Source organism: Xanthomonas arboricola pv. juglandis (assembly GCF_001013475.1).
GTDB lineage: Bacteria > Pseudomonadota > Gammaproteobacteria > Xanthomonadales > Xanthomonadaceae > Xanthomonas > Xanthomonas arboricola.
Genome location: NZ_JZEF01000005.1, coordinates 282,591 through 304,933, shown reverse-complemented (window position 1 = coordinate 304,933; position 22,343 = coordinate 282,591). Strand labels below are relative to the sequence as shown.

Genomic DNA, 22,343 nt, shown 5'->3' with positions numbered 1-22,343 from the left:
GGCGATGCGCCCGGGACACCGATGGGGTCGGCAGCGTTGCCGCTGCACGAAAGATGTCTCGACCCGTTCGTTAGCGGCCTTCGTCAGCGGAAATGAAACCGCTCGCCGCGCCAGGATTCATCCACGGTTGGCTTCGCAATGCCGTCAGGCCAGGGCGATCAGAACGCAAGCCATCGGTCGCGGCCGCAGCGCAGTGCTGCGGTGCCGGTCAGCGCCAGGGCAGAAGCGGATTCAGGCTCAGCGAATGGCCTAGGCGTGGAGACGGCCGCGGCGCCGGCGCTGCGGCCGATTGCAGGCGTCGATCAGCACGCACCGTGCCGCACCGCAGCACAGCCGCCGATCCAGGTGGCCTCAGTCATAGCGCGACAGATCCGGCGCCTTCATCGACGGCGTCATCAGCTTGGCGGCAATGTTCTGGATGCTGGGTTGGCTGGCGAATTTCAGTGCGCCGTGCAGCAGCTGGATGCCGAGCCGGCTGTGTGGATTCATCAGGCGCGGGCCGATCTTCGGCACGCCCTGGCCTTGTTCCACCATCGGCCGCATGGCGTCGGCGTAGGCGGCGAAGGCCTGTTCCAGCGTCGCGGCGCGTGCGATCTCGCTGGCCAGCACATAGCCGCCGGTGACCGCCAGGGTGGCGCCGATGCCGGCCAGCGGGGTTGCGCACCAGGCCGCGTCGCCGGTCAGCACGACGCGGCCGGCGTGCCAGCGCGGCATGCGCACCTGCCGCAAGGCATCGAAGTAGAAATCGTCGGTGGTGTCCATGCCGTCCAGCACCCGCGCAGCCTGCCAGCCGGCGTCGGCGAAGCGTTCGCGCAGATAGGCCTTCTGGGTCGCCATGTCCCAGTCCTGCTCGCCCTCGGGGGCTTTCTGCAGCGACAGCATGGCGCGCGTGGTGCCGTGCTGGTCCGGGCGCAAGCAGATGCTGCGCCCGCCGGTGGCGTGATACCAGCGCCACAGGCGGTCATCGTCGGCGGTGCGTGCGATGGTGAAGTAGGCGATTGTCAGATCCATCCAGCGCGGGTCGTTCTCGCCGGGGAACAGCAACTCGCGTGTGGCCGAGCCGACGCCTTCGGCGACGATGACGGCATCGAAGCGGTCGCTGCGTCCGCTCTGGAAGTGCACGGTGGCAGCCTCGCCGTCGTCGTCGATGCTGGCGATGCGGTCGCCGAACCGGTACTCGGCCTTCTGGCGGGCGGCGTCGTAGAGCAGTCGGGCGAGATCGCCGCGCAGGATTTCCAGCTCTGCGGTCGGGCCATCGCCGTCCATGTCGTCGGTCTTGAAGGTCGCCACCGCATGGCCGTGGTCGTCGACCCAGGCGGTGCCTTCCTCGCCGGTGCCGTGATCGAGTGCGGCCTGCTCCAGGCCCATGCGCTGCAGGACCTCGCGGCCGACGCCGCGCACGTCGATGTTCTGGCCGCCATCGCGAAACTGCGCGGCCTGCTCGACGACGCTGACGTCGAACCCCTGCCGGGCGAGCGCCCAGGCCACGGTGTTGCCGGCGACGCTTGCGCCGGTGATGAGGATGCGACGCGCCATGACAGATCACCCGGAAGAAGAAATATCAGAAGTGATATTACATGTCTCGGTCGCGCTGCTCCAGGTTGGCGATCAGACGCTGCATGAACGCGACAGTCTGCTGCGCCTCCTCGGGCGAGAAGTCCTTCAGCGCATCGGCATTGAGATCGATCAGTATCTTGCCGCCGATCTCGGCGATCTTGCGCCCGCGCGGCGTGAGTGAGACCACCGCCGCGCGGCGGTCCTGCGGCGCCGGGGAGCGCTTGATCAGCTTCAGGCCCTCCAGCTTGTCCAGCAGGGCCACCATTGCCGGCTGCTTCACCGCCGAGTCGATCACCAGGTCGCGTTGCAGCATCGGCCCTTTCCAGGACAGCAGCATGATCGGCCCGATCAGTGCGAGCGACACGCCATGCGGGCGCAGTTGCGCATCCACCAGACGATTGAAGACCCGCGCAGCATGGTTGGCCAGATACCCCGGTGCGACCGCAGCCAGCGGGTGAATGAGTACGTCGCGATCCTGCATCTGCGTTACCGTGCCACGCCTTTCGGCCATCTCGCGATTTTATCCGGGCACGCGCACCACGGGGCACTGCCTGCGCGCCGCGTCGAGGGATCCATGCCGGCTGCCGCGCAGCAACGCGTGCCATGGTGGGGCGGCGCGCAGTCAGCAGGCATCGTCACCCGAGTGTTGTAACGTAGGCGGGCGCTGCACGCCGGGCAGGGCGCCGACGGCGATGCCGGATGGCGCTGGTGGCAGGTCAGGTCGGCAGGTCGGCCTGGTCCGATCCTGCCAGCCGGCGATGCGCGGCGTTGGCCCCTGGTTCCTCTTCAATGGTTCGTCAAAGATGCTTGTTTGGGTGATTGGTAAGCCAGCCGCGCACCGCGGTGCGCATTGCACGCAGGACGACTGCCGCTGGACGGCAGCACGATCGGGCGCCGCATGAGCGCGTCGTTTCCGTATGGCGACAGCGCCATGGCGCAGGCCGTGCGCGCCTACGACTGGGCCGCAACCCCGCTGGGGCCGACCACGCAATGGCCGTCGCCGCTGCGCAATGCGGTCAGCCTGATGCTCAGCTCGCCGGAAAGCATGTATGTGGTGTGGGGCGATGCGCTGACCTTCTTCTACAACGATGCCTATACGCCGATCCTGGGGCCGCGGCAGCCGCATGCGCTGGGTGCGCCGCTGCAGGAACTGTGGGCCGATGCGTGGGAGGCGGTGCGTGCGCCGATCGAGGCCGCGTTCGCGGGGCGCGCCTCGCGCTTCGAGGAAGTGCCGATCGGCATGAACCGCTACGGCACGCCGGAAGACACCTGGTGGACATTCTCGTTCTCGCCGATCTATCTGGACGATGGGCGTGTGGGCGGCGCGTTCTGCGTCACCAACGAAGTCACCGACCGCAAGGTGGCGCAAAACCGGCTTGCCGATGAGCACGAGCGGCTGATCCGGTTGTTCGAGCAGGCGCCGATGTTCATGGCGTTCCTGAGCGGTCCGCAGCACCGGGTGGAGTTCGCCAACCCGTGCTATTCGCGCCTGATCGGGCACCGCGACGTGATCGGCAAGCCGCTGGCCGAGGCCTTGCCGGATCTGGTCGAGCAGGGGCATCTGCATCGCCTGGACGAGGTGTACCAGTCCGGGCGCGCCTACGCGGCCAATGCGCTGGCCTACAACGTGCAGGCCGAGCCGGGCGGCCGGGTGGAGCGACGTCTGCTGGATCTGGTCTACCAGCCGATCGCCGGTGCCGACGGCACCGTCTCCGGCATCTTCGTGCAGGGCCTGGATATCACCGACCGCATCGGCCTGGAACGCGCGGTGCGCGAGGCGGAAGTGCGCAACCGGCAGATCCTGGACAGCGTGATGGACTACGCGATCATCGCCACCGACCTGCACGGCCTGGTCACGTCCTGGAACGAGGGCGCGCAGCGCATTCTGGGCTGGAGCGAGGCGGAGATGCTGGGCCAGACCCTGGAGCGCACCTTTACCCCGGAAGATGTGGAGCGGCGGCAGATCCTGATCGAGGCGGCGGCGGCGCTGGAAAGCGGCAGCGGTATGGACGAGCGCTGGCATGTACGCAAGTCCGGCCAGCGTTTCTGGGCGAACGGGTCGCTGATGGTGCTGCGCGACGAAACCGGCGCGGCGATCGGCTTTGTCAAGGTGCTGCGCGACCGCACCGCCGAGCGGCTGGCCAGCGAAGCCCTGCGCGAGAGCGAGCGCCGGCTGGATGCGCTGGTGCGCGCGTCCTCGCAGTCGATCTTCTCGGCCAGCGCCGACTGGCGCGAGCTTCGCCAACTGGTTGGCGAGGGGGCGCTGAGTGATGCGCTCTCGGCAAGCTTGAACTGGCAGCAGGAGATGGTGCACCCGGACGATCGCGCGCGGCTGGCCGAAGCCATTGCGCATTCGATCGTCAACAAGACCGGGCTGGATGTGGAATACCGCGTGCTGGATGCCGATCAGCGGGTGGGTTGGACCCTGATGCGCGCGATCCCCTTGCTGGACGAGCGCGAGCAGATCGTGGAGTGGTTCGGCACCGCGGCCGACATCACCGACAAGCGGCTGGCCGAACAGCAGCTGCGCCAGCTGACCGAAACGCTGGAAGAGCGCGTGCGCGAACGCAGCGCGGCGCTGCTGCTGGCCGAGGAAAAGCTGCGCCAGAGCCAGAAGATGGAGGCGGTCGGCCAGTTGACCGGCGGGCTGGCACACGACTTCAACAATCTGCTGACGGCGATCAGCGTCGGTCTGGAGCTGTTGCAGACGCGTATCGAACAGGGCAAGTACGACCGCCTGGAGCGCTATGTGGAAATGGCGCAGTCCAGCGCCGCGCGCGCCACCGCACTGACCCAGCGGCTGCTGGCGTTTTCGCGCCGGCAGACCCTGGCGCCGACCTCGCTGGAGGTACAGGCACTGGTGCAGGGCATGCACGACATCATCGCGCGCACGCTGGGGCCTTCGATCGCCTTGCAGCTGCGCCCTGCAGCCGCCCCCTGGAAAGTGCTGGTGGATGCGCCGCAGCTGGAAAACGCGCTGTTGAACCTGTGCATCAACGCGCGCGATGCGATGCCCGATGGCGGCGAGCTCACCATCGCCGTCGCCAACCGGGTGCTGGACGCCGGCGCCGCCCAGCAGCTGGACCTGCCGATCGGCGAGTACGTGTGCCTGAGCGTGCAGGACACCGGCACCGGCATGAGCGCCGATGTGATGTCCAAGGTGTTCGAGCCGTTCTTCACCACCAAGCCGATCGGGCAGGGCACCGGTCTGGGCTTGTCGATGATCTACGGATTCACCCGCCAGTCCGGCGGCCACGTGCGGATCGATTCGGAGGTGGGCGTCGGCACCACGATGGCGCTGTACCTGCCGCGCTTCGATGGCGTGCTGGCGCAGGACGAGGCGGTGCCGGCGACCGAGCAACCGCTGCGCTCGACCGCGCCAAGCTGCACGGTGCTGTTGGTGGAAGACGAAACAGCGATCCGTGTGCTGATGTCCGAAGTGCTGAGCGAAGCGGGCTACCGCGTCATCGAGACCGCCGAAGGCAACGCCGCGGTGGAGCGCCTGCGCTCGCAGGAGACGATCGATCTGCTGGTGACCGACGTCGGCCTGACCGGCGGATTGAACGGACGTCAGGTCGCCGACGCAGGACGGCAGTACCGGCCGACGCTGCCGGTGCTGTTTGTCACCGGCTACGCGGCAACCGCGGCGGTGGGCGCCGGGCAACTTGAGGAGGGCATGGAGGTGCTGACCAAGCCGTTTCTGACCGTGGACCTGGAACGCCGCGTGGCGCAGCTGCTGGAGCGCAAATCGCACTGATGCCTGCGTGCAGGCTTGGCGATGATTCGGTCGGGCTTGCTTATAGCGCGGTCTGCACGATGCCCAGCAGGTCGCGTAACGAAAACGGCTTGGTCAACAGACGCATGCCGGTATCGAGAAAATCCGCGCGTTTGGCAATGGACCCGGCGTAGCCGGTCATGAACACGATGGGCAGGGCGGGATATAGACGGCGTGCATTGTCGGCAAGGTCGCGCCCGTTCATGCCGGGCAGGCAGATATCGGACAGCAGCAGATCGAACGGACGCGCCTGGTTGAGCTGCTCCAGCGCCTGCTCGGCATCTGGCGACGCGATGACCTGGTAGCCCTCGTCACCCAGGATATCTGCGGTCATCGCACGAATGGCATCGTCGTCTTCGACCAACAAGATACGGGCGTTACATGATGCGTGATTCACCGCTGTCCTCGAGCGATCGCAACCATGCGATGCACTTCAGGCGTAACGCTAGGCCCACGCGCGTGACGAACGTGTCGGAACTGTCATAAAGCACGGCGCAGGTCATAGCACGCTACCGGTAGCGCGGGCGCTCAGCTCGCGCCAAGCAAGCTGATCCATTCAGTGGTGCGCAGCGGCCAGTGATGCGCCCGTGATAAATTTAAACCTATGGGAAATCTGAAGCCGATGATCGCAAACCGCATTACGACTGGTACGACGGGGCTTGACACCATTCTGCGCGGCGGCCTGCCGCCCAACCGCCTGTACCTGCTGGAGGGCCAGCCGGGCTCGGGCAAGACCACCGCGTCATTGCAGTTCCTGCTCGACGGCGCGGCCAAGGGCGAGAGCTGCCTGTACGTGACCTTGTCGGAGACCATCGACGAGCTCAACGAAGTGGCCGCCTCGCACGACTGGTCGCTGGAGGCGCTGCATATCTTCGAGCTGGCATCGGCCGAAGCGTTTCTGGGCGATGGACGCCAGCAGTCCATTCTGCATCCGTGGGAAATGGAGCTGGACGGCACCATCAAGCTGATCCAGTCCGAGGTGGACCGGGTCAAGCCGACGCGTGTGGTGTTCGACTCGTTGTCCGAGTTGCGCCTGCTGGCGCAGGATTCGCTGCGCTACCGGCGTCAGGTGCTGGCGCTCAAGCAGTTCTTTGCGCCGCGCAACATCACCGTGTTCCTGGTCGACGACCTCACCGGCGAGAACGGCGAACGCGATGCGCATCTGCACAGCCTGTGCCACGGGGTGATTTCGCTGGAACGCATGACGCTGGATTTCGGTGCGGCGCGGCGGCGCATGCAGGTGCAGAAATTGCGCGGTGTGGATTTCATCGCCGGCTACCACGACCTCACCATCGCCACCGGCGGCATGCGGATCTTTCCGCGGCTGATCGCCTGCGATCACCATGTGCCGTTCATCGGCGATGCGGTGTCCAGTGGCGTGGCGCGGATCGATGCGCTGCTGCACGGGGGGCCGCTGCGCGGTACCAGCACGCTGCTGACCGGGCCTGCCGGTTCGGGCAAGACCAATATCGCGCTGCAGTACGTGACCGCTGCCTGCGAGCGCGGCGAGCATTGCTGCATCCTGGAATTCGACGAGCGCACCGGCACCTTGCTGACGCGTGCCGAGAGCCTGGGCATGGATCTGCGCAAGTATCTGGACGCGGGCCTGCTGGAACTGCATCAGATGGATCCGGCCGAGCTGACCCCGGGCGAGTTCGCCTGGGCGGTGCGCGCCAGTGTGGAACAGCGCAACTGCCGCGTGCTGGTGATCGACAGCCTCAACGGCTATCTCACCTCGATGCCGCAGGAAAAGCAGCTGATGCTGCAGATGCACGAGCTGCTGTCCTACCTCAACCAGAGCGGCGTGACCACGTTCCTGGTCAATCCGCAGCACGGCCTGGTCGGCACGATGTCCACCGGCAACCTCAACATCTCCTACATGGCCGACACCGTCATCCTGTTCCGCTTCTTCGAGGCGCAAGGGCGCATCCGCAAGGCCGTGTCGGTGATCAAGAACCGCAGTGGCGCGCACGAGGATTCGATCCGCGAGCTGCGCATCGGGACGGGCGGTATCCATCTGAGCGAGCCGCTGGAGAAATTCCACGGCGTGCTGACCGGTACTCCGCATTTCGTTGGGGACGACACGCCGTTGCTGGATCGTCCACTTGACTACCTGTGATCCGGATGGGTCCATCGTCCACATCATCGCGCCGTTCGGCCGCGATGCGGAGAGCATCGCCGGCATCGTCGGCCAGCGCGGACTGACGCGCAGGGTGTACGGCTCGCTGGCTGCGCTGGCCGACGACCTGCTCGATGCCTCCGGTGTGGTGGTGCTGACCGAGGAAGCGGTCGGCGGCGATCTGCAGCAGCTTTCGCGCATCCTGCAGAGCCAGGCCGCCTGGTCGGATATTCCGTTCGTGCTGCTGCGTGCACCGCGCGTCACCCATAACGGGCGCCAGGCCACACTGCCGGCGGAAGTCACCAATGTCATCGAGCTGGAACGGCCGCTGAGTTCGTCTTCGTTGTTGAGCGCGATTTCTACTGCTTTGCGCTCGCGCCAGAAGCAGTTCGTGATCCGCGACCAGATGGAGCAGTTGGCCGAAAGCAAAATGGCCTTGATGTCGAGCGAGGCCGAGCTGCGCCGCGTCACCGATGCGCTGCCGGTGCTGATTGCCTTCATCGACAAGGATCTGGTGTACCGCTTCGCCAACCGGTCGTATGAAGACTGGATCGGCATCCCGCCTGCCGAGGTGATCGGGCGGTCCATGGTGGATGTGGTGGGGCCGGCGATGGTGCAGCAGCGCCGCGCCTGGATCGAGGCCGCGTTAGCCGGGCAGGCGTTGACGGTGGAGGCCAGTTGGCCGCACGCCGACGGACGCCGGCGTGATGCGGAGATCCGCTACATGCCGCGCCTGGATGCGGACGGCCAGGTGGACGGCTTTCATGTGTTTGCCACCGACATCACTGCGCGCGCGCTGGCGTTGGAATCGATCCAGCAGCAGGCCAGCCTGCTCGAGGTCAAGGTGGCCGAACGCACCGCCGAGCTGCAGCAGCAGATGCTGGCACGCGAGTCCAGCGAGGCGGCACTGCGCCAGGCGCAGAAGATGGAAGCGGTGGGCCAGCTGACCGGCGGCATCGCACACGATTTCAACAACATGCTGACCGGCATCCTGTCGGCGCTGGATCTGGCGCGCCTGCGCATCGACCAGGGCCGCACCGAGGGGCTGGGCCGCTTTCTGGATGTGGCGTCGGCCTCGGCCCTGCGCGCGGCCGCACTGACGCAACGGCTGCTGGCGTTTTCGCGCCGGCAATCGCTGGAAGCGCGGCATCTGCATCTGAACGACCTGGTGGTGTCGCTGCAGGAATTGCTGGCGCGCACGCTGGGCGAATCGGTGCATCTGGAAACCGATCTGCAGGCCGACCTGCCGCAGGCGTATGTCGACGAAAACCAGCTGGAAAGCGCGCTGCTCAACCTGGCGATCAATGCCCGCGATGCGATGCCCGATGGCGGGCAGTTGCGCATCGCCACCCGGCAGTTGCAGGTCCAAGCGCAGCCGCTGGAACTCGGGCGCGGGGTGACGTTGGCGCCGGGCAATTACGCGGTGGTGTCGGTGACCGACAGCGGCGCCGGCATGCCGGCCGATGTGCTGGAGCGTGTGTTCGAACCGTTCTACACCACCAAGCCGATCGGGCAGGGCACCGGCCTGGGCATGTCGATGATCTACGGCTTCATGCAGCAGTCCAACGGGCAGGTGTGGGTGGAGTCCGAGCTGGGCAAGGGCACCACGGTGAGCCTGTATCTGCCTGCCGGCATCCATCCGCAGGCGCTGTCGCCGCAACCGCAAGCCGGTGCCGTGGTGGCCGGACGCGGCCAGCAGGTGCTGGTGGTGGAAGACGACGAACAGGTGCGGCTGCTGGTCACCGAGCTGCTCAACGAGTTGGGCTATGAAGCCGATGTGGTGGCCGACGCCGATGCGTCGCTGCCGATCCTGGCCTCGCAACGGCGCATCGATCTGCTGGTGACCGACGTGGGCCTGCCCGGACTCAACGGGCGCCAGTTGGCCGAGATTGCGCGGCAGTCGCGGCGGGATCTGCCGGTGATCTTCATGACCGGCTATGCGGAAACCGCGCGCGATCGCGGCGAGTTTCTTGCCGACGGCATGAGCATGATCGCCAAGCCGTTTACGCTGGGCGAGTTCAGCGGAAAGCTGCACGAGGTGTTGGGGCCGTCGGGCTGATCGGGGTGCGCGGTCAATCGCGCCTGACACCACGACGGCGCTGCCATCGGCTGGCACCGGGGCGTCTTTGATGAGGGATGCAGCCTGAGGTTGGCGTCAGGGTGCTGCGCGCCCGGATTGCCGCGCGCTCGCCAGCGACTCGGCCACGGCGATCTTGTCGGCCACCGCCTTCTGCATCGGCGAGCCGGCGTCGAGCAAGCCATGCAGATGCCGCCAGTGCTCGCTGGCAGCGCGGTAATCGTGCTGCTGAAAGTCGCTGATGCCCAGCAGCCACAGGCCGCGCTGATGGTCCGGCTCGCGTGCGACCACCTGTTGCAGGCGGCTGCGTGAGTCGGCGTCGATGGCGAAATCGCTGCGCGTGGCCATGTCCGCGGCCACCCAGCCGACGATGGCGGCGCTGAGATCCGGCGCGATTTTGAGCGCTTGCGCATAGGCCTCACGCGCATCGGCGGGGCGGTTGTCCTGCTCGTGGGTCCTGGCTTGCTGCATCCACGACTCAAGCGCCTGCTCTTGCGCAGCGTCGGCGTTGGCCTCTGCGGCCCGGACTTGCTCACCCGCAGCGACGGCAGGCGCGTCTGCCGGTTGCGCCTGGGGCCGCGCCGTCGCGTAGACACGCCGTGCGATCGCATCCGGCGCGCCGACCAGCCGATACAAGCCGGCCGTGGCGATCGGCAAGCCGAGCACCAGCACAATCGGCAGGCTGTAGCGTGCATTGCCCTTGCGTGCGGGCTGGCGCAGCAACGGCACCAGCACCAACAGCAAGGCGACGACCACCAGCGCGGCGCTTGCGATATAGAAACCGGCCATCACCACTCTTCCTCCGCCTGCGGCGCCACCGGCGTACCGGCACGCGCACGTTTGCGCACGGTATGGATCACCACGCCCGCACCGGCGCCCAGCAGCAGCAACGGGCCGAACCACAGCAGCCAGGTGCCGCGCTTGACCGGCGGGTCGTACAGCACGAAGTCCGAATAGCGATCGACCATGTACTGCTTGATCTGCGCATCGCTCCTGCCGGCCTGCAACTGCGCGAACACCTGATGGCGCAGATCGCGCGCGAGCTCGGCATTGGAGTCGGCCAGGTTCTCGTTCTGGCACACCAGGCAGCGCAACTGCGCGGTCAGGCGCTGATAACGCGCTTCGTCACTGCGGTTCTTGAACGGCAGCGGGTCCACCGCCTGCGCCGCCAGCGGCGGCGCAAGCAGCACGCCCAGCAGCAGCACCAGCAGCAGACGCAGCTGCCGGCCGTGCATGCGCCAGTACCAGCGCCAAACCCAGCGCGCCGCCATCACCGCGTGCCCTTGGGCAGTGCGGCGATGGCGGGCAGCAATTCGTCGTCGATGACCGCGGGTGTGAGCACGCCGATGTGCTTGTAGCGGATCACGCCTTGCGCATCGATCAGGAAACTCTCCGGCGCACCGTAGACACCGAAATCGATCGCGGTCTGGCCGGCTTCATCGGCAATCACCAACGCATACGGATTGCCGTACTGCGCAAGCCAGGCCGTGGCGTCGGCAGGCGCGTCCTTGTAGTTGTAGCCGATCAACGCCACCCCGAGCCGGCTGGCCTGCGCCATCAGCACCGGATGTTCGTGCACGCATTCGGCGCACCAGCTGCCGAAGACATTGAGAACATAGGGCTTGCCCAGCAGCTGGTCGCGGGTGACGCGTTGCTCGGGCCGATCCAGCCGCGGCAGCGAGAACGCCGGTGCCGGCTTGCCGATCAACGGCGAGGGCACATCGCGCGGGTTGTGCTGCATCGTCCAGTAGATGCCGAAGCCGAACAGCGCCGCCAGCAACAGAAAACCCAGCAAGGGCAGCAGACGGTTCATGCGTGCGATTCCTGCGCAGTGACACTGGTGCCGTGTGCCGGTGCCGTGGCCGCCATCGTGGCCAGCGCCGGCGCACGGAACCGACGGGCGCAGGCGCTGACGAAGCCGCCCAGCATCATCAGCAGGCCGCCGGCCCAGATCCAGCGGATGAAGGGTTTGTAGTACAGCCGCAGCGTCCAGTCGTACTCGATGTGTTGATCGTCCAGCGGCTCGCCGAGGGCGACATACAGATCGCGGGTGATACCGGGGTCGATCGCCGATTCGGTCTGGATGCGCTCGCTGCTGTACAGGCGTTTTTGCGGGTGCAGTTGCGCGACCAGCTGGCCATTGCGGCTGACCTGCACGCTGCCTTGTTCGGCCTTCCAGTTCGGCCCGTCGATCAGTTGCACGCCGTCGAAGCGGAAGGCGTAACCGGCGATCTCGGCGGTCTGCCCGGGCGACAGCCGCACGTCGCGTTCGACCGACAGGCTTTCCGACACCAGCACGCCGGCCACGAACACCGCCACGCCCGCATGCGCGAGCAGCATGCCGGCCATTTCCGCCGGAAACCGCCGGCCGCGCGGCATCTCGCGCCAGCGCTTGTACATGTACAGCGCGGTGCCGGCGGCCACCCATGCGGCGACGCCGATGCCGGCAATCGCCCTGGGCTGGCCCTCGGCAAACAGGCTGCCGACCAGCGCACAGGCGACCGCGGCGATGCCGGCGCGCGTGCCCAGTGCCTGCAACGGCGCCGCCTCGGCCTTGCCCCAACGCAGATAGGGGCCGAACGGCAGCAACAGCACCACCGGCAACATCAGCAGCGGGAACAGCAAGCCGAAGTAGGGCGGCCCCACCGACACCTTGCCCAGGCCGAAGGCATCGGCCACCAGCGGAAACAAGGTGCCCAGCAGCACCATCGCCGCCGCCACGGTGAGTAGCAGGTTGCCGATCAGGATGGCGGTCTCGCGCGAGGCGGCGGCGAACGGTTTGCCGCTGGCGATCCGGGGCGCGCGCAGCGCGTACAGCAGCAACGAGCCGCCGACCACCGCGATCAGGAAGATCAGGATGTACAGGCCGCGGCGCGGATCGGCGGCGAAGGCGTGCACCGAGGTCAGCACGCCCGAGCGCACCAGGAAGGTGCCCAGCAACGACAGCGAGAACGCCAGGATCGACAGCAGGATGGTCCAGGCGCGCAGGCTGCCGCGTTTTTCGGTGACCGCCTGGGTGTGGATCAGCGCGGTGCCGACCAGCCACGGCATGAAGCTGGCGTTTTCCACCGGGTCCCAGAACCACCAGCCGCCCCAGCCCAGTTCCGCATACGCCCACCAGCTGCCGGCGACGATGCCGGCGGTGAGGCAGGCCCAGGCCACATTGGTCCACGGCCGCGCCCAACGCACCCAGGCCTGTTCCAGCTCGCCACCCAGCAAGGCCGCCACCGCAAACGCAAACGCCACCGAGAAGCCGACATAGCCGGTGTACAGCACCGGCGGGTGGAAGGTCATGCCCGGGTCCTGCAGCACCGGATTGAGTTCGTTGCCATCCAGCGGAATCGGCGACAGCCGCGCGAATGGATTGGAGGTCAGCAGGATGAAGGCGAGAAAGCCCACCGACACCAGCCCCAGCACCGCCAGCACGCGCGCGGCAAAATGCTGCGGCAGATGCCGGCTGAAGGCGGCCAGCAACAGCGTCCAGGTCGACAGGATCGCGATCCACAGCAGCAACGAGCCTTCGTGCGCGCCCCACACCGCGGCGAAGCGGTAGTACCAGGGCAGGGCGATGTTGGCGTTGTCGGCGACATAGCGCACCGAAAAATCCAGCGACAGCAGCGACCAGGCGAGCAGGCCGAACGCCATCCACACGAACAGCGCCTGACCGACCGCGGCCGGCCGCGTAATGCCCATCAACGCGCCATTGCCGCGCCAGGCGCCGATCAGCGGCAGCACGCCCTGGGCGAGCGAGAGCAGTAACGCCAGGATCAGTGCGATCTGGCCGAGTTCAGGCGTCATGGGCGAATCGCATCGTGCAGCGAAGAGGAATCATCGAGGGAAAGAACAGCCTGCGCGCCGCATCAGCGCGGCGCAGACAGCGGCACCGCAGCGGCGGGAATCGGCTTGCCGACATGGCCTTCGGCCATCGCGTCCTTCAGTTCCTTCGGCATATAGGTTTCGTCGTGCTTGGCCAGCACTTCGTTGGCGACAAAGTGCCCGCCCTGCATGCGCCCGTTGGCGATCACCGACTGGTTGTCGCGGAACAGGTCCGGAAGAATGCCGGTGTATTCGACCTGCGTCGCGGCATGCTTGTCGATCACGGTGAAGTGGACGGTGAGGCTGTCGCTGGCGCGCTGGATCGAGCCGGCCTTGACCATGCCGCCGAGGCGGAATTGCCGGTAGCCGGCCGCTTCGCCGGCATGTACCTGGCTGGGCGTGAACAGGTAGCTCATGTTCCGCTGCAGCGCGAGCACGATCAGCGTGACCGCCAATGCCGCAGCGGCGAGCGCGCCGATCACCAGCCACAGGCGTTGCTTGCGGGTGGCGTTCATGGGCCGTCACGCTCCAGCGGCGCTGTTGCCGACACTTCGCGCGTGCGCCGCGGCGTTTGCCGTTGCAGCTGGCCGCGCAGCTCGCGCGGCAGCCGGCGCCGACGCAACCATGGCGATGCCAGGTCGGCCAGCAGCACCAGCACGAACAGCGCGTACGCGGTCCACACGTATTGCCCGTAACCACCCATCGCCAGCAGGGTCGTCATGCGGTGCGCTCCGTCAACACGATGCGGCGCGCCCAGTCCTTGCCGCTTTCCAGGGCGAGCAGGTCCACGCGCACGCGGCCGAACAGGCTGGCCAGGTAATAGCACTTGGTCGCCAGCATCATCGTCAGCAGCGGCCACAGCATGTCCGCGCTCATCGTGGAGGGGCCGAGCAGGCGCACGGTGGAGCCCTGGTGCAGCGTGTTCCACCACACCACCGAGTAATGCACGATCGGCAGATTCACCAGGCCCACCAATGCAAGCAAGCCGGCCGCACGCATCGCCTGGCGGCGGTCTTCCACCGCGTGGTACAGGCCGAGCACGCCCAGATACAGAAACAGCAGCAGCAATTCGGAGGTCAGCCGCGCATCCCAGGTCCACCAGGTGCCCCACATCGGCTTGCCCCACAGCGAGCCGGTGCACAAGGTGATGAAGGTGAAGGCCGCGCCGATCGGCGCCGAGGCCATGGTCACCACCTCGGCCAGCTTGATCCGCCATACCAGCGCAATGAACGCCGCCACGCCCATCGCCGCGTAGATGAAGAGGCTCATCCAGGCGCTGGGCACGTGGATGAAGATGATGCGGTAGGCATCGTGCTGCTGGTAATCCGGCGGTGCCAGCACCAGCCCGCCGTAGGCGGCCACCGCACCAAGCAACAGCGCCAGGCCCAAGGCCCAGGGACGCACGCGTCCGGCCACGCGATAGAAGGTCGGCGGCGAGCTGAGTCTGTGCAGCCACAAGGGAATCCACTTGGCCATGCCGGTGTCGTCAGTTGGAATGTCTGGCGGGAGGCGCCAGCGCCTGCACGGCGGCACCGGCGTTGACCTGCAACTGGCCGTCGGAGAGCTTGCTGGTGCGCTGCATCAGCTCGCGCAATGCGGTGGCGTCCAACGACGGCGACAGCGACAACAGCAGCGCGACCACGCCGCTGACATGCGCGGTGGCCATCGACGAGCCGGAGGTGAAGTCGTAGCGGCCGTTCGGCTGGGTGGTCAGGATGTCCTTGCCGGGCGCGCTGAGCACGCCGGGCATGGCCGCGGTGGGGCTGCTGCTGCGTACCACCAGCACGCCCGGTACATCGTTGGGAAAGCCGTCCAGGCGGCCGTTGGGCGGCATCGCGGCGACCACGATGCGGCCCTGCTGCACCAGGTGCTGCAGCATCTTGCTCAGCAGCGGGTCGGCCGGGCCGCCCAGGCTCAGGTTGATCACACGCGCGGAGCTGTTGTTGATCGCCGCCAGCGCCTTGGCCAGGGTGAAGGTGTTGCAGCGTGCGGTGGCGCCGACCGTGGGCGCATACCAGCAGGCCTTGTAGATGCTCAGCATGGCCTTGGGCGCCATGCCGACGATGCCTTGATGGTTGTTGCTGCCGGCGGCGATGATGCCGGCCACCTCGGTGCCGTGCGAGTCGCTGCTGGTCATCACCGGCGAATCGTCGACCAGATCATGCACGTCGCGGATGCGCGCCTTCAGGTCGGCATGCGTGGTGTCCACGCCGGTATCGACCACCGCCACCACCACGCCGCGGCCCTGGGTAACGGTCTGTGCGCTGGCCGCATCGGTGGCGATGAAGCCGCGTTGCAGATCCACGTAGGGGTCGTTGTAGCCGGACAGCGCGGTGGTCTTTTCCGATGCGTCGGCGGAAAACACCGAGAAATCCTGCACCGGTTGCACCAGCTCCACGCCGTCGTCGTCGGCCAGCGCGCTGACCAGTTCGTCGCGCGACACGCCCGGCGGTGGCTGCAGCACGGCGCAATACAGGCCCAGCGAGGTGATCGGCCAGCCGGAGACTTCGCGCAGCTTGTAGCGCTGCTTGAGTGCTTCCATGCGCACGGCGGCCTTCTGACCGGCGCCGTAATAACTGGAGGCGTAGCCGATCAGGCTGGACCCGGCGCGGGCCGGTGGTGCGCTGAGCGGGTTGGCCACCGCCAGCAGGATGTCGCGGCTGCTGTCGGGCGTGTGCGCATCGGTCGCCGGTGGCGTGCTGGCGCTGGCGGCGGCCTGCGCCGGCTCCTGCGCGGCGGCCTGCGGGCCAAGGCCGATGCAGGCGGCGATGATGCCGATGGCGAGCAGGCGCTTCATGGTGCGGACACGATCTCGGCCATGCGGATGCCCGGGTTGGCGCGCAGCTGCTGCACGGTCTGCTGCGGCTGGGCCGGCGGTTGCGGCTGGGCCGGCACCACGGTGTAGGCGCCCATCTCGTTGGGCCCGCCGATCACCTGCAACTGCTGTGCATGCAGCAGGCGGTCCCAGTCGGCCACGGTCATCTTGGCGTCCGGCACCACCCGGATGGCGCCTTGCGGCACCGGCTGGGCGGTGGCGCTGCTGAGCGTGCGGTAGTCGTGCGAGGGCGCGGGCGCGGCCAGCCTGACGCCCATGACGCCCAGGCCGATTGCCTGCACCAGCGCCGCGGCCGCCAACGCGCGCACCGTCCAGCTACCGGAGCGGCGCGCTGCCGGCGGCGCGGGCGCGATGGCCTGCTCCGGCGCGTCCAGGCGGCCAAGCAGGCGCTGCAGGCCGGCGTTGGCGTCCAGCTTCACTGCCGACGGCAGCGCCAACGCCTGGCGCAGGCGGTTCTGCTGGGCGAACTCGGCACTGCACGAGCCGCACTTGGCCACGTGCGCGATCAGCCAGGTGTTCTCTTCCTCGGTGGCGCTGTCGAGCAGGACCGCGGGCATCAGTTCCCAGGCGTGCGAGCATTCCTTGCCAGGCGCGATGAAAAACGTCTTCATTGCATGGTCTCCGTATAGGGGGCGCCGCCGGCCAGGCCGGGCAGCACATTGCGTAATTTGACCCGCGCATGGAACAGCCGGGCCTTGATGGTGCCTACCGGGCACTGCATGATCTCGGCCACTTCTTCCAGCTTGTGGCCGACGCCGTAGACCAGTTCGATCACCAGGCGCTGGTCCGGCGACAGCCGTTCCATGCCCTTGTCGAGCCAGTCGCGCAGCTCGCGGTCGTCGTTGTCGTCGGCGCTGGGGGCGTGGTCTTCCACCACCGCGGTATCGTCGATGGCCTCGCCGTCGTGCTGGCGCAGGCATTTGAGGCCGCAGCGGTAGGCGATGCCCATGATCCAGGTCGAAACCTGCGAATCGCCGCGGAAGTCGCCGGCCTTCTGCCAGGCGATCCAGAAACAGTCGTTGATGGCTTCTTCGATGATGTCCGGGCGCCGGGTCAGGCGCGACAGGAAGCGGCACAGCCGGCCGTGATAGCTGGTGTACATGGTGGACAACGCGGCGCGATCGCCCGCCGCCATGCGGCGCAGCAGCATGCGATCGGTGGCATCACCCAGGGTGTCGGAATCATTCATCGAGGCAGGCACGGCTTAGGACGCATGTCAGTGCCCGCGGGCGGGCAAAAGGTTGCGTGGGGATCAGAAGGTGACCGACGCGGTGCCCAGCCAGGGCGTTTCGCCGGGGCCGCCCTGCAGGCGTGGGGTGTTGTCGCTGGTGACGATGCGTTCCAGCTTCAGCGTCCATCGGTCCCGACTCCAGCGCAGGCCGAATTGCCCATACTGATAGCGGCCGGACCGGGCGGCGCCGTAGGCCATCGCCGGGAAACGTGACGAACCGGCGCCGACTGTCAGGCTGAGGTCGTCGCGCAGCGGGACATTGGCGGTGACGTCGATGGCGACATTCCACGGCGACTGATCGGCGCGCGGGAAATTGAAGGTCGACACCGAGAAGGTCAGCACGTCGCGATAGGACCAGGCCAGGCTGGCCTCCTGGCGGTCGAAGGTGCGCGTGGCCTGGTTGGTGGGGTAGCCGTAATACAGCGCGCTGGCCTGCATCTGCCAGCGGTTGCCCAGCATCCAGGCGCGTGCGGCCTGGGCGGTCACCGCCACCGGCCTGCTCCGCGAGGGCGATTGCAGCGCGACCGACGCCGACATCGACCAGCCCGGTGCGGGCAGCCAGTAGCCTGCGGTCTGCAGGGTGGCCTTGTTGGGGGCGATCGAGATGCCGCGGTCGATCAACTGCGAGGTCAGCGCCACCGCGCCGCCGACCGTGCCGGCGATGGCATTGCCCGGGCCCAACACCAGGGCCAGCAGCAGGCAGTGGCGCAACGCGGCGCGTCGGCGTGCGGCTTGCGCGTGCCGGCAGTGCGGCATCCCCCAGGGCGTGTGGCAGCGTCGCCGGCCCGCCCAGTGGCCGCTCGCGAGCCACGGCTGCCCGTCGCAGGCGCAGCTGCGTCGCGTCCGGAGTGGGTAGGGCCTGGCAGTCAAGGCATTCGGCAACGGGGTAGGCGTCTACATGGAACAGGGGCGCGATAGTGACCCATCACGTAAGACGAGACCACTGCGACAGCGGTTGTTCCGTCCGTATACGCGAAGGAACCGGCACAGGCAACGCGCACCTGTGCCGGTATGCGCCGGCGAGCGCGCTTCCGGATGCCAACCGGCAACGCTGGCGCCAGCACGCCGGTGGCGATCAGTGCAGGGTGTTGAGGTAGGCGATCAGCGCGTCGAGTTCCTTTTGATCTTCCAGGCCTTCGTACTTCATCTTGGTGCCCGGCAAGGCCTTGGAGGAGGACTGCGACAGATAGGTCTTGAGCTGGGCAGGCGTCCACTGCCACTTGCTCGCCTTGAGCGCATCGGAGTAATTGCTGTAGTCGGCCAGGCTGGCGGCCGGGCGCCCGGCCACGCCGAACATCGACGGGCCCTTCTTGTTCTTGCCCTGGGCGGCGCTGTGGCATTCGGCGCATTCGGTCATGAAAACGCCTTTGCCGTCGGCCGCGTGCGCAGGTGGGGCAAGCAGGGCGCCGGCCAGCAGCAGGCCGGCCAGCGGGGCGCACAACAGGGTCTGGTGGAATGACTTCATGGGGGTCCTTACGCGTGCGGGGGATCAGAACGAGACATTGACCGACAGCGCGAAACTGTCGAGATCGCGCGGGTTGGTGATCGGAATGCCGCCACCGAACACATTGGTGGTGCTGCCGTTGAACTTGTCGAAGCGGAACCAGGTGGCCGCGAACCGCACGTTGGCATTGGTGGTGTAGGTGCCTTCCTTGCCGAACGGGGTCCAGTACAGCAGGATCAGATTGGCGGTGGTGTCGGGGATGCCGTAGGGCTGATAGCGCGCCACATCGAACGAGCCGCTGTTGATCAGATGCGCCGCCAGCACGCCGTAGGTCTGCTTGAACGCGTAGTTCATGCTGATGTTCTGATCGCGCACGCTGCCGCGGTCGCGCGGGGACATGCTCGGGTCGGTGGGCAGCAGCGGGCTGCCGTATTTGCGGCGTTCGTAGATGTTGACGTAGGCCAGCGACAGCACGTGCTCGCGGGTGCCGAGGAACTGATAGGTCAGGTCGTAGCCCAGATCGGTGAGGTCATCGCTGGGGCCGCCGCTGCGCAGTCGCTGGCGGCGCGTGGTCATGGCGGTCAGGCCGGCGGAGAAGAACTGCCGCTTCATGTCCTTCATGTAGGCAAAGCGCGCATAGCCGGTGTCGCTGAGCTTGCCCGGGTCGCCGTTGGGGTTCCAGCCCAGGTGGTCCTGCGCGTCGGTGGACAGCGCGCTGTAGCTGCCGACTTCGCCGTACCAGTTGCGGTCGAACAGGCCGTACACGGTGGCGCCGATCACGCGGTTGGAGAGCGAAGACGAACTGAGCATGCTGGCCGAGCCGGCATTGGACACCGGGCTCAACGTCGATGCATTGGGCAGCACCTGGATCGGGTCGGACACGCCGGGATTGTTGTTGATGCTGACGCCGACCATCGCGTCCTTGCCGGCCAGCTGGAACGGCTTGCTGACAAAGCGCAGGTCCACATCGTCCAGCTGGGTGTTGAAGGTGTCGTTGCCGCCGTTGTTGGAGCGGATCTTGGAGTAACCGCCGACGTGGTCGTTGACCCGACCGGCCAGATACAGGTCCGCTTCGTTGATGCGTGCGCTGCTGTCGCCACGGCTGGGATTGCGCCGGGTCCAGGTGACCTGGCCGGAGGCCGGGATCTTGGTGCCGTTGCCGTCGGTATCGGTGAAGCCGCCGAGCTTGAAGCGCATGCCGTACGGCGTGAGCGACGGACCGTAGGAGCCGACATGGCAGTCCGCGCACGACGAACCGGTCTGGCGTGCGAACGAGGGAATCGCCTGCGCCTGGGTGCTGGCCAGCAGCAGCAACGGGCCGGACACGCACAACAAGGAGGTCAGGGAGGCGGTGCGCGTGGCAGTGGTACGACGCGGAGCGGGCTGGGGAGTAGGCATGGAAAGTCCTTGTTCGACGGTACGGGGGTCGGTGCTGCGGGAGCGGGGGACGGCGGGCAACACGGCGGAGCTCATCGGCGTTTTCCCGGCAGCACGCGGTGCAGCAGGCCATCGCGCAACACCAGGTGATGCCAGAGGGCGGCGCCGATATGCGCAATCACCAAGGCCAGCAACACCCAGGCGGCATTCAAGTGCCAGGTGCTCAGGGTGTCGGCCAGGTCTTCGTCCGGCGCAACCAGATTGGGCAGCGTCAGTCCGAACAGGTAGACCGGTTTGGCGTAGGCATTGCTCAACGACCAGCCGATCAGCGGCAGGGCGACCATCAAGCCGTACAGCGCGAGGTGGGTGGCGCCAGCAGCCAGCCGCATCGGCAGCGGCGATGGCGGGCCGGGCGGCAACGCGCGCAGGCGGATGCGCAGGCCCACCCGCAGGACGAACAGCAGCAGCACCATCAAACCGAAGTGGCGATGGCCTTCCATCAGCCACTGCCGCAGGGCGCGTCCTTCCAGCTCGGCGCGCAGCAGGATCAGCGTGGCCGCCATGGCCAGGCAGAACACCGTCAGCCAATGCAATACGCGCATCGGTCGGGGCAGCGGAATGACGCGCGCCGGCAGTGCGGCCTGCTCCGGCAGCGCACTGGCACTGTCGGCTGCAACCGCATCGGGCGCGTGGGGGGATGAACTCATCGATCGGTGTCCTGCGCTGGTGTCGTTGGATCCGGCAGTGCGCGGTGCGCTGCCAGGCCTGGCTCCCCACGCCGGCCGAGCTGCGGCCACGTGAACGTGCAGCGATATGTGCGGCGCGGCCGCCGAAAGGTTGCATCGCAGTGCAATGATGACGCGCCCGGTCACGGTGTTGGCGGCAGCGACTGCGCTTGTGCGCACACGGGTTCGCAGCGTCGTGACGTCGCGCAACCTTTCGCGCATGCCGGCGCACTCAGGCATGTCGCACTACGTGCAGTCAGCGGTTACGCCCTTCCGATCATGGCCATCGAACGCATCCAGTTGCATACCCACGGCGACGATCGCGGGCTGCTCATCTCGTTGGAGCAGCAGCGCAATGTCCCGTTCGAGATACGTCGTGTGTATTACCTGTTCGGCACCCGCAACGGCGTCCATCGCGGACAGCATGCACACCGGCGGCTCAACCAGCTGGCCGTGGCATTGCATGGCTCGGTGACGATCCTGCTGGATCAGGGCGACGGCCACGGCCAGCAGGAAGTGGTACTGGACGATCCATCGCAGGGCCTGCTGCTCGGCCGCATGGTGTGGCGCGACCTGCATCGCTTCAGCCCCGACTGCGTGCTGATGGTGCTGGCCGACCAGTTCTACGATCCTGCCGACTACATTCTCGATTACGACCAGTTCCTCAGCGAAGTGCGCGCTGGCAGCGGTCTGGACGCACGCAGGTTGGAAGCATGAGCGTGCACAAGCCGCTGGTGATCGTGGGCGCAGGCGAATTTGCGCAGATCGCCTGCGAGTATTTTCAGCACGACAGCGACTACACGGTGGTGGCCTTCAGCGTGGAGCGCGACTTCCTGCTGCGGCCCACGCTGGCCGAACTGCCGGTGGTGGCCTACGAAGAGCTCGAACAGCGCTATCCGCCCGAACAGTACGAGGTCTTCGTCGCCATCCCGGCCACGCAGCTCAATCGCCTGCGGACGCGCTTTTTCCAGGACATGCTGCGGCGTGGCTATCGCTGCGCCAGCTATGTCAGCTCGCGTGCGTTCGTCTGGCGCAATGCGCAGATCGGCGCCAACTGTTTCCTGTTCGAAGGCAACGTGATCCAGCCGTTCACCCGGATCGGCGACAACTGCATCCTGTGGAGCGGCAACCATATCGGCCATCGCACCGTGGTGCAGGACAATGTCTTCATCGCCTCGCATGCGGTGATTTCCGGCTATTGCGAGATCGGGCGCGGCAGCTTCATCGGTGTCAACGCCACGCTCAGCGACAAGGTGCGCATCGCCGCCGACAACATCATCGGCGCCGGTGCGCTGGTCACCCGGCATACCGATGCCGAGCGCGTCTACGTCGGCTCGCCGGCGCGCGCGGTGGCCGGCAGATCCAGTTTCGATGTGGAGCTGTGAG

General features: G+C 67.1%; 22 protein-coding genes. 5 read left to right on the top strand and 17 right to left on the bottom strand.

What is annotated here, in order from left to right; genetic code table 11:
* Window positions 1–351: 351 nt before the first annotated feature.
* On the bottom strand, window positions 352–1,536 hold the full coding sequence (locus tag XARJCFBP2528_RS18500) for an FAD-dependent monooxygenase (RefSeq protein ID WP_016903381.1): 1,185 nt from the start codon (window positions 1,534–1,536) through the stop codon (window positions 352–354).
* 37 nt (window positions 1,537–1,573) lie between these two features.
* Window positions 1,574–2,038 carry a MarR family winged helix-turn-helix transcriptional regulator gene (locus XARJCFBP2528_RS18495; RefSeq protein ID WP_016903380.1) on the bottom strand — a complete coding sequence of 155 codons (465 nt, stop codon included), beginning with the start codon at window positions 2,036–2,038 and terminating at the stop codon, window positions 1,574–1,576.
* A gap of 417 nt (window positions 2,039–2,455) precedes the next feature.
* Here XARJCFBP2528_RS18495 and XARJCFBP2528_RS18490 point away from each other — a divergent pair, with 417 nt between their 5' ends.
* The gene (locus tag XARJCFBP2528_RS18490; RefSeq protein WP_026064540.1) at window positions 2,456–5,314 is read left to right on the top strand and encodes a hybrid sensor histidine kinase/response regulator; all 2,859 of its coding nucleotides are present in this window, start codon (window positions 2,456–2,458) and stop codon (window positions 5,312–5,314) included.
* Between the two features lie 40 nt (window positions 5,315–5,354).
* Here XARJCFBP2528_RS18490 and XARJCFBP2528_RS18485 read toward each other — a convergent pair whose 3' ends face one another.
* Complete coding sequence (locus XARJCFBP2528_RS18485; RefSeq protein ID WP_016903378.1) at window positions 5,355–5,699, bottom strand: response regulator; 345 nt, start codon at window positions 5,697–5,699, stop codon at window positions 5,355–5,357.
* A 237-nt stretch (window positions 5,700–5,936) separates the two neighbouring features.
* On the opposite strand from XARJCFBP2528_RS18485, the gene XARJCFBP2528_RS18480 reads away from it, so the two are divergent.
* Window positions 5,937–7,451: an ATPase domain-containing protein gene (locus XARJCFBP2528_RS18480; protein WP_016903377.1), complete on the top strand. Its 1,515-nt coding sequence runs from the start codon at window positions 5,937–5,939 to the stop codon at window positions 7,449–7,451.
* Window positions 7,438–9,510, top strand: coding sequence for a PAS domain-containing sensor histidine kinase (locus tag XARJCFBP2528_RS18475; RefSeq protein WP_047124978.1), 2,073 nt, complete (start codon window positions 7,438–7,440; stop codon window positions 9,508–9,510). Before XARJCFBP2528_RS18480 ends, XARJCFBP2528_RS18475 begins: the two co-directional genes overlap by 14 nt.
* 96 nt (window positions 9,511–9,606) lie before the next feature.
* Here the strand turns inward: XARJCFBP2528_RS18475 and XARJCFBP2528_RS18470 are convergent, their stop codons facing one another.
* From XARJCFBP2528_RS18470 to XARJCFBP2528_RS18405, 14 genes are all read right to left on the bottom strand, one after another.
* On the bottom strand, window positions 9,607–10,317 hold the full coding sequence (locus XARJCFBP2528_RS18470) for a tetratricopeptide repeat protein (RefSeq protein WP_016904803.1): 711 nt from the start codon (window positions 10,315–10,317) through the stop codon (window positions 9,607–9,609).
* Window positions 10,317–10,799, bottom strand: a complete 483-nt coding sequence (locus tag XARJCFBP2528_RS18465; RefSeq protein ID WP_016904802.1) for a cytochrome c-type biogenesis protein — start codon at window positions 10,797–10,799, stop codon at window positions 10,317–10,319. The genes XARJCFBP2528_RS18470 and XARJCFBP2528_RS18465 overlap by 1 nt, the downstream gene beginning before the upstream one ends.
* Complete coding sequence (locus tag XARJCFBP2528_RS18460) at window positions 10,799–11,341, bottom strand: DsbE family thiol:disulfide interchange protein (protein ID WP_016904801.1); 543 nt, start codon at window positions 11,339–11,341, stop codon at window positions 10,799–10,801. The genes XARJCFBP2528_RS18465 and XARJCFBP2528_RS18460 overlap by 1 nt, the downstream gene beginning before the upstream one ends.
* Window positions 11,338–13,326 carry a heme lyase CcmF/NrfE family subunit gene (locus XARJCFBP2528_RS18455; RefSeq protein WP_016904800.1) on the bottom strand — a complete coding sequence of 663 codons (1,989 nt, stop codon included), beginning with the start codon at window positions 13,324–13,326 and terminating at the stop codon, window positions 11,338–11,340. The genes XARJCFBP2528_RS18460 and XARJCFBP2528_RS18455 overlap by 4 nt, the downstream gene beginning before the upstream one ends.
* Window positions 13,327–13,388: 62 nt before the next feature.
* On the bottom strand, window positions 13,389–13,859 hold the full coding sequence (gene ccmE / locus XARJCFBP2528_RS18450) for a cytochrome c maturation protein CcmE (protein WP_016904799.1): 471 nt from the start codon (window positions 13,857–13,859) through the stop codon (window positions 13,389–13,391).
* The gene (ccmD, locus tag XARJCFBP2528_RS18445) at window positions 13,856–14,065 is read right to left on the bottom strand and encodes a heme exporter protein CcmD (RefSeq protein ID WP_016904798.1); all 210 of its coding nucleotides are present in this window, start codon (window positions 14,063–14,065) and stop codon (window positions 13,856–13,858) included. The genes ccmE and ccmD overlap by 4 nt, the downstream gene beginning before the upstream one ends.
* Window positions 14,062–14,820 carry a heme ABC transporter permease gene (locus XARJCFBP2528_RS18440; protein ID WP_039812566.1) on the bottom strand — a complete coding sequence of 253 codons (759 nt, stop codon included), beginning with the start codon at window positions 14,818–14,820 and terminating at the stop codon, window positions 14,062–14,064. Before XARJCFBP2528_RS18440 ends, ccmD begins: the two co-directional genes overlap by 4 nt.
* A gap of 10 nt (window positions 14,821–14,830) precedes the next feature.
* Window positions 14,831–16,141 (bottom strand): S8 family serine peptidase, encoded by a 1,311-nt coding sequence (locus tag XARJCFBP2528_RS18435; protein ID WP_016902096.1) that lies wholly within the window; start codon window positions 16,139–16,141, stop codon window positions 14,831–14,833.
* Complete coding sequence (locus XARJCFBP2528_RS18430; protein ID WP_016902095.1) at window positions 16,138–16,791, bottom strand: zf-HC2 domain-containing protein; 654 nt, start codon at window positions 16,789–16,791, stop codon at window positions 16,138–16,140. Before XARJCFBP2528_RS18430 ends, XARJCFBP2528_RS18435 begins: the two co-directional genes overlap by 4 nt.
* On the bottom strand, window positions 16,788–17,369 hold the full coding sequence (locus XARJCFBP2528_RS18425; protein WP_016902094.1) for a sigma-70 family RNA polymerase sigma factor: 582 nt from the start codon (window positions 17,367–17,369) through the stop codon (window positions 16,788–16,790). The genes XARJCFBP2528_RS18430 and XARJCFBP2528_RS18425 overlap by 4 nt, the downstream gene beginning before the upstream one ends.
* A 63-nt stretch (window positions 17,370–17,432) precedes the next feature.
* A complete protein-coding gene (locus tag XARJCFBP2528_RS18420) occupies window positions 17,433–18,167 on the bottom strand; it encodes a hypothetical protein (RefSeq protein WP_016902093.1) in 735 nt (244 codons plus the stop codon).
* Between the two features lie 319 nt (window positions 18,168–18,486).
* On the bottom strand, window positions 18,487–18,876 hold the full coding sequence (locus XARJCFBP2528_RS18415; RefSeq protein WP_016902092.1) for a c-type cytochrome: 390 nt from the start codon (window positions 18,874–18,876) through the stop codon (window positions 18,487–18,489).
* 24 nt (window positions 18,877–18,900) lie between these two features.
* A complete protein-coding gene (locus XARJCFBP2528_RS18410; protein WP_026064224.1) occupies window positions 18,901–20,253 on the bottom strand; it encodes a hypothetical protein in 1,353 nt (450 codons plus the stop codon).
* A 71-nt stretch (window positions 20,254–20,324) separates the two neighbouring features.
* On the bottom strand, window positions 20,325–20,939 hold the full coding sequence (locus XARJCFBP2528_RS18405; protein ID WP_016902089.1) for a cytochrome b: 615 nt from the start codon (window positions 20,937–20,939) through the stop codon (window positions 20,325–20,327).
* Window positions 20,940–21,236: 297 nt separating this feature from the next.
* On the opposite strand from XARJCFBP2528_RS18405, the gene XARJCFBP2528_RS18400 reads away from it, so the two are divergent.
* A complete protein-coding gene (locus XARJCFBP2528_RS18400) occupies window positions 21,237–21,674 on the top strand; it encodes a sugar 3,4-ketoisomerase (protein ID WP_016902088.1) in 438 nt (145 codons plus the stop codon).
* A complete protein-coding gene (locus tag XARJCFBP2528_RS18395; protein ID WP_016902086.1) occupies window positions 21,671–22,342 on the top strand; it encodes an acetyltransferase in 672 nt (223 codons plus the stop codon). Before XARJCFBP2528_RS18400 ends, XARJCFBP2528_RS18395 begins: the two co-directional genes overlap by 4 nt.
* Window position 22,343: the final 1 nt, after the last annotated feature.